At 65.9% G+C, this 7034-nt stretch carries 5 protein-coding genes; all 5 read right to left on the reverse strand.

Annotation, left to right across the window (positions count from 1 at the left end):
* Positions 1 to 720: 720 nt before the first annotated feature.
* Complete coding sequence (locus tag LXM55_RS32200; protein WP_233324177.1) at positions 721 to 2124, reverse strand: amino acid permease; 1404 nt, start codon at positions 2122 to 2124, stop codon at positions 721 to 723.
* A 208-nt stretch (positions 2125 to 2332) separates the two neighbouring features.
* Positions 2333 to 4588: an ATP-binding protein gene (locus LXM55_RS32205; protein WP_233324178.1), complete on the reverse strand. Its 2256-nt coding sequence runs from the start codon at positions 4586 to 4588 to the stop codon at positions 2333 to 2335.
* Positions 4585 to 5394: a substrate-binding periplasmic protein gene (locus LXM55_RS32210; protein ID WP_442799805.1), complete on the reverse strand. Its 810-nt coding sequence runs from the start codon at positions 5392 to 5394 to the stop codon at positions 4585 to 4587. The genes LXM55_RS32205 and LXM55_RS32210 overlap by 4 nt, the downstream gene beginning before the upstream one ends.
* A gap of 1 nt (position 5395) precedes the next feature.
* On the reverse strand, positions 5396 to 6112 hold the full coding sequence (locus LXM55_RS32215) for a response regulator (protein ID WP_233324179.1): 717 nt from the start codon (positions 6110 to 6112) through the stop codon (positions 5396 to 5398).
* Positions 6113 to 6194: 82 nt separating this feature from the next.
* Positions 6195 to 6833 carry a TetR family transcriptional regulator C-terminal domain-containing protein gene (locus tag LXM55_RS32220; RefSeq protein WP_233324180.1) on the reverse strand — a complete coding sequence of 213 codons (639 nt, stop codon included), beginning with the start codon at positions 6831 to 6833 and terminating at the stop codon, positions 6195 to 6197.
* Positions 6834 to 7034 lie beyond the last annotated feature (201 nt).

The raw sequence follows: 7034 nt of genomic DNA on the forward strand, positions 1-7034 counted from the left end.
CCCACGGCTCAATGCCTGCGTTCGGCCATCGTGTCTAAGGGGGCAGGAAGATCAAAAGCCAGATCAAGATCAACATCTGACGGCGGCCTGTCGGCCGACCTTGTTCTTGTCCTGTTGCCCCTTTTTCACTGCCCTCTTCACGATGAATGAGGCCCCTGTAGCCGCTGCCGCAGGCTGCGAACGCTCTGGGCGGCACTCCGTCGCAGGAGACGCTAAACCTGCCTCCCCAATGTTCCTGACACACCGCGCCGCCTGGTTTTGCGAGCGCTAGCGCTCGTTCGCAGCCTGCGGCAGCGGCTACAAGGAACCGGCCTGCGCACCTTTGCTTTGGCTTTGCTTTGGCTTTTGATCTTGATCTTGATCTGCCTGCCCCTTCAGGAGGCCGAACGCAGGCGTTGCGTAGGGGGCAGCTCGGCGGGGATGCCGAGCTAGCCGCCATCAGGCCATGGATGGCCTGTGGCGGCGGGCCCCCGGAGCAATGCCGGAGAGAGGGAACACCGAGCCTTAGCGAGGTGCCGGATGCAGGGGCAGGAGCCCTTTGCTTACTTTGGGGCTTTTCCAAAGTGAGTCGCTGTAAGAGCGAAACCCTAAGTGGCCGTTACCGCAGCAACGGATATGTACACCGTCAACCTCGCCGTAAGGGCGAAACCGCCAGCCGCCACATCCGCAGCAACGGATATGTAAACCGCCCCTCTAGCCCCAGTCAGACCCAGCCAGCCCCTACACCACCGCCGCAGGTTGCAACTGACGCTTGCGCTGCATCAGGTAATAGGCGCCATAGCACAGAACGATAAACCCCGACCCCCAGTACAACGACGGCCGCTGGGTTGCATCCAATGCCAGAAACACAAACAACGAACTGCACAGAACAATGCACAACAACGGCACCAGCGGAAACCACGGCGCGCGGTATTTGAGCTGGTGCAGTTGCCCCCCGTCACCCAGGAACTGACGACGGAAACGGTACTGGGCCAGGGCAATCACGATCCAGGTCACGGTGCCGGCCATGCCGCTCACGGCCATCAGCACCATGAACAGGGTGTCGGCGGCGATGAAGCTGGTCATCAGCGAGATCAGGGCAAAGCACAAGGTGATGGCCAGGGCCCGCAGCGGCACGCCCTGTTTGCTCAGGGGCGACAGGGCCTTGGGCGCCATGCCGGATTTGGACATGGCCCAGAGGATCCGCGTCGAGGCGTAGAGCCCGGAGTTGCCCACCGAGAGGATCGCCGTGAGGATCACGAAGTTCATCAGGTCGGCGGCGTAGGGAATGCCTACCATGTCGAACACCTGGACGAAGGGGCTTTCCACCAGCCCGGCTTGCTGCCAGGGGATGATCGCCGCCAGCACCATCACCGCCAGGACGTAGAAGATCAGCACGCGGAACACCACGTTGCGCACGGCCCGCGGGATGCTTTTTTCCGGCTGGTCGGTTTCGCCGGCGGCCACGCCCATGATCTCGCAGCCCTGGAAGGCGTAGACCACGGTCATCATCACCGCGAACACCGCCGGCAGGCCGTTGGGGAACAGGGAGTCGCCCTTGAGGTTGTCGAACACCGGGGCCGGGGCGCCGCCCGGCAGGTCGATGACGCCAAAGATGACCAGCGCGCCGACCACGATGAAGCTCAGGATCGCCAGCACCTTGACCCCGGCGAACCAGTATTCGGCCTCGCCGAAGGCGCGGGTGGCCAGGGCGTTGATGCCGAACAGCAAGGCCACGAACAGCGCCGACCAGTACCAGATCGGCACGTCGGGGAACCAGCGCTGCATCAGCATGCCGGCGGCGGTGAACTCCAGGCCCACGGTGGTGGCCCAGCTCATCCAGTAGACCCAGCCGATCATGAAGCCGGTGGCCGGGCCGATGTATTTCGTGGCGTGGGCCTGGAACGAGCCGGACACCGGCATCTGCACCGACAGCTCGCCCAGGCAGACCATCACCAGGTACATCAGGAACCCGGCCACCAGATAAGACAGGATCGCCCCCCAGGGGCCGCCCTGGTTGATGGTGACCCCGGAGCCCATGAACAGCCCGGTGCCGATCACACCGCCCAGGGACAGCATGAAAATGTGCCGGCTCTTCAGCGAGCGCGTCAGGTGTATGCCTTTACGTTCAGTGGTGGTTGTCATGGCGCACCTCAGCAGTCGGTCAGGCGCGGGGCGCGGGTCGAAGGGGTGCGGCGGGAGGCGGAAGCAGCTTGCAGGCAGTTCATTATTATTATCTCCAATAAGCTTCGAAGACCGCGGCGGGCGCGGCTCAAGCGATTATTGGAAAGCCATGTAAGTTCGGATTGAACGCCAGGATCGAAGATGTAAAAAGTCGTAAGGATTTTGTACGTCAGGCCGCCAACAGCTGTTGCAGCAAGGCCCGGGACTGCTGCCAGGACGCTTGCAGAGCCGTCGCCAGGGCCGCCAGCGCCGGGCGATCGGCCTGCTCTGCCGCAGCTTCCAGCTGGCGCAACACCTGGGCCAGGGCGCAGAAGCCCAGGGAATCCACGCTGCCCGCCAGGCGATGGGCCAGGTGCAGGACTTCGGTGCAGTCGTCGGCGGCCAGGGCGTCGGCCAGCCGTGGCTGTTGCTGATCCAGGGCATCGGCCAGGACCTGGAGCAGGCCGTGCAATTTCTGCTCGCCCAGCAGGCTGCGATGGGTGTCCAGCACGCTCTGATCGAGCAAGCCTTGCCGGGTGTCGGCCGGCGGCACCTGGACCTGCCCGGCCAGCACCTGCCGCAGGCTGGCCAGCTGCAACGGCTTGCCGAGAATGCCCTGCATGCCGGCCTGCAGATAACCGCGCACCAGCGACGGCTGCACGCTAGCAGTGAGGGCAAAGATCCGCGCCTGCCGATTGGGCCCAGGGCGGCGGCGGATTTCCCGACACAGCTCGACCCCGCTGATGCCGGGCAGGTGCACGTCCAGCAGCAACAGGTCGAAGGCCTGCTGCCGGCACAGGGCCAGGGCCGTCTCGCCGTCTTGCGCCAGCCACACCTGATGGCCGTCACGCTCAAGCAGGCCGCTGGCCACTTCGCGATTCAGGGCCACGTCTTCCACCACCAGGATCCGCAACGCCTGCGTCGGCGCCTGGAGCGCGGGCGCCGGCACAGGCTCCTGACCGATGCCCAGCAGCAGCTCGAACCAGAAACAACTGCCCTGCCCCAGCTCGCTGTCGACGCCGATGCGCCCGTCCAGTTGCTGCAGCAGGTGCTTGCAGATGGCCAGGCCCAGGCCGGTGCCGCCATAGCGGCGGCTGACTTCGTCACTGGCCTGGACGAAACGCTCGAAGATCTTCTCGCGCATCGACGCGGCAATGCCGATGCCGTTGTCGCGCACGCAGCAGCGCAGGCGCTGGCCCTCGGCGGTGCTGTGCAGCACCTGCACCTCGACCCGCACCCAGCCGTCTTCGGTAAAGCGAATGGCGTTGGCCAGCAGGTTGCTCAGCACCTGGCGCAGGTACTGCTCGGCGCCCTGCTGGCGCGGCGCCAGTTGCGGGTCGATGTGCAGCTCCAGGCGGGTGCGATTGCCCTCGGCCCGGGGCTGCAACAGGGTGCTGACTTCTTCCAGCAGTTGGCGCAGGGAGAAGTCCCGCCGTTCCGGGCGGCTTTCGCCCTCTTCCAGGCGGGCAAAGGACAGCACTTGGTTGAGGATGCTCAGCAGGCCCTCCCCGGCCTGGTGCAAGGCCTGCAAGCGCTGGCGGTCCTGCTGCTCAAGCGGCGCCTGGCGCAGCAGTTCGGCCATGCCGAGGATGCCGTTCAACGGGGTGCGCAGTTCATGGCTCATGGTCGCCAGAAAGCGCGACTTGGCGAGGTTGGCGGCTTCGGCCTCGTCCTTGGCGTGCATCAGGCTGGCGGTGCGCCGCTGGACCATTTTCTGCAATTCGTCGCGCTTGTCCTGCAAGGCCAAACGGTCGGCTTCGCGGCGCTGCACATCGTCGAGCACCGCCCGGCGCATGTCGTCCAGGGCCCGGGCCACGGTGTCGATCTCGTCGCCGCCGGGGCGCTGGTGCTTGTCCAGGCGCAGGGGCTGCTGCAAGTCGCCGGCCGCCACGCGCCGGGCGAAGTCGGCCATCACTTGCAGGTGCCGGGTCACCAGCCGGTAGAACAGCCCGGACAAGGCCACCGCCAGCCCGCAGAGAAACACGCTCATCCACAACAGGCTGGCCAGCCCGGTGGCGTACAGGCGCCGATACACCGCCCCCAGGTCGGTGCTGACCTGCAACTCGCCCAACTGGCGCAAGGGCCCGGACGGCGGTTGATAGCTCAAGGGAAAACGCTCGACCCGCAGCGGCCCGATCAGCTCGGCGCTGCCTTGCTGCAAGTCGAAATCGCTGCTGATCAAGTGCACCCGGGCCACGTCGGAAAAGTCCACCAGCCCCTGCAACTGCACGGTCAGTTGCTCCTGGTTGAGGTCCCACAGGTTGCGTTCCAGGCTGCCCAGGTAACCGGCGCGGATCAGCTCCATGCGGCTGTCGATCTCGCGCATTTCCCGGCGGTATTCGAAGTACAGCTGCACGCTGCTGGCGAGCACGGTGAAGCACAGGCTGAACAGCAGGATAAACAGCAGCAGGCGGCGCAACAGGCCGGCAGAACGCAGCGGGATCATGGCGCCGCCCCCCGTTGCGCCTTGAGCATGGCGCGGTAGTCGTCCTGGCTTTGTTCCAGCCAGCGCTGCACCGCGCCGCTGTCCACCTGCTGCTGCAACCGCGCCTCGATCTCGGCCATGCGCGGCGCCAGGGGCGAATGGCGCGACACCGCCAGGCGCAGGTAGTCGACGCTCACCGCCTGGGGCAAGGCGACTATGTCCTCGGCCCCCGGCAGTTGCTCGATAAACAGCTGCCCGGTGCGCCGTTCATGGGGGATGAAATCGATGCGCTGGCGAATCAGCTTGCCGAAGTTCTGCTGGCTGCTGGACACCCATTCGATGTTGCCGTGCTGCACCACCTCGCGGTCGAAATCCTGGCCGTAGCTTTCGCCGAACAGCAGGCCGCCGCGGTAGGCGCGCAAATCCTGCAAGTGGTTGAAACGCGGCAGCTGGCGGCGGTTGACGAACAGCGCGACTTCTTCGCGCAGCACCGGCACCCGGGAAAACAACAGGTCCTGCTGGCGCTGGCTGGTGCTGTAGGCCAGCACCACATCCACCCGGCCGGCGGCGGCATCCAGCAGGCAGCGCTTCCAGTTGCCCAGCACCACCACTTGCACCTGATACCCCAGCTCCCCCAGCACCTGCCGCACCAGGGTCGGCGCCAGCCCGCGCACCTGCTGGCCGTCGCTCCAGGAAATCGGCGGGTACACCGGGTAGTCGCAATAGCGCAGCACGGGTTGGGGTCCAGGCTTGGACTCGGCCCAGGTCGCGCCGGCCAGCAGGCTCAGACATAGGCATAGACACAGGCTCAGTGCGCGACGCGGCAATTCAGGCGGCCACGCTGGCGGTGAACAGGTAGCCGGCACCGTGAATGGTGATGATCAGCTCCGGCTCGGCCGGGTCGTCGTGCAGCTTGCGCCGCAGGCGGCCCACCAGCACGTCGATGGAGCGGTCGCTGGGCACCCATTCGCGGTTGCGGATCTGGTCCATCAACTGGTCGCGGCTGAGGGTGTGGCCGCTGTTGCGCAGGAACACGCTGAGCAACTGGTACTCGCCGTGGGTCAGCAGGGTTTCAGCGCCGCGCAGGTCGATCAGCCGGCGGCGGTCGGTGTCCAGGGCCCAGTCGGCGAATTGCTTGACCGGGCTCGGGCAGCCGGCCTGGGGCTGGGACTGGCGCGCATGGCGTACCCGCCGCACCAGGTTCTTGGCCCGGGACACCAGCTCGCGCGGATTGAGGGGTTTGATCACGTAGTCGTCGGCGCCGCATTCCAGGCCGACGATGCGGTCGATGTCGTCGTTGCGCCCGGTGATCAGGATGATCCCCACTTCCGAACGCACCCGCAGTTCCCGGGTCAGGGTCAGGCCGTCCTTGCCCGGCAGGCGGATGTCCAGCATCAGCAGGTCCACCGTGTGCTGGCCGAGAAAGCTCTCCGCCTGCTCCGCGGTGGCGGCGCAATGCACGTCGTAGCCTTCCTGAGAGAGATAAGCCTGAAGCAGTTCGCGAATCAGCGGATCGTCGTCGACGATCAAAACCCGAGGAGTCATCGCCTGTTTCCTGATTATTTTTATTGGAAAAGGAACCCTGTGCGCAGCAGCCTAGCCATTACTGAACAACCGATCAACAGCCCTATGTCGGCCTGACGAAACCGCGCCCCCGGCTGGCCAGCAGCCCCTCGACCCAGGCTTCGCAGATCTGCACGCCCTGCTGCGGGCTGAAGGTGCCGGGGTTGAGCCCGGACTCCAGCCACAGGCCGTCGAGCAAGGCGCTGAGGCTGATGGCCGCTAGGTCGGCGTCGAAGCGTTCCCAGCCCTGCTCCCCGGCCAGCCGGGTCAGCAGGCTGGCCAGCTCGTTGCGGTACTCGCCGTAGGAATGTTCATGGGCCAGGTTGATCGCCTCGGCGGTCTTCACCGCGCCCCAGAACGCCAGCCAGGCGTCCAGCAGCTTGGGGTCCAGCAGTTCGGCGCAGAACGAGGCGCGGAAGAACGCCGACAGCCGTTGCCGGGGATCGGGCGCGGCCTGCTCCATGGCCTCGCGCAGCAGGTTCATGACCCGCCCGGTGACCGCCCGATAGGCCTGGGCCACCAACTCGTCCTTGCCGGCGTAGTGGTGACTGATCAGCCCCACCGACACCCCGGCCTCGGCGGAAATCTTGCGGATCGACGCCCCCTGAAAACCGTGGCGCTTGAGGCACGTCAGGGTCGCCTCGATCAGCTCGGCCTTGCGCAGGTCGGGTTCCAGACGGGAAAAGCGCGCTTCCTGGCTCATGGGACAGGCTCCTTGGACAATGGCCGGACGGCGAAAACTGAACGAATGTACAACAGGCCTTCCGTAGCGATCCAGCGATTGCGCGACCGCCAGCCGCACCGCTTCCTGTGGCCGCTGCCGCAGGCTGCGAACGGCCCGCAGGGACGCAAAGATCGTGAAGACGACACAAGTTCGGCTGGAGATCGCCAAGCAAGGCCCTGC

The organism is Pseudomonas sp. Au-Pse12 (assembly GCF_021341665.1).
In the GTDB taxonomy this organism is placed as follows: Bacteria; Pseudomonadota; Gammaproteobacteria; order Pseudomonadales; family Pseudomonadaceae; genus Aquipseudomonas.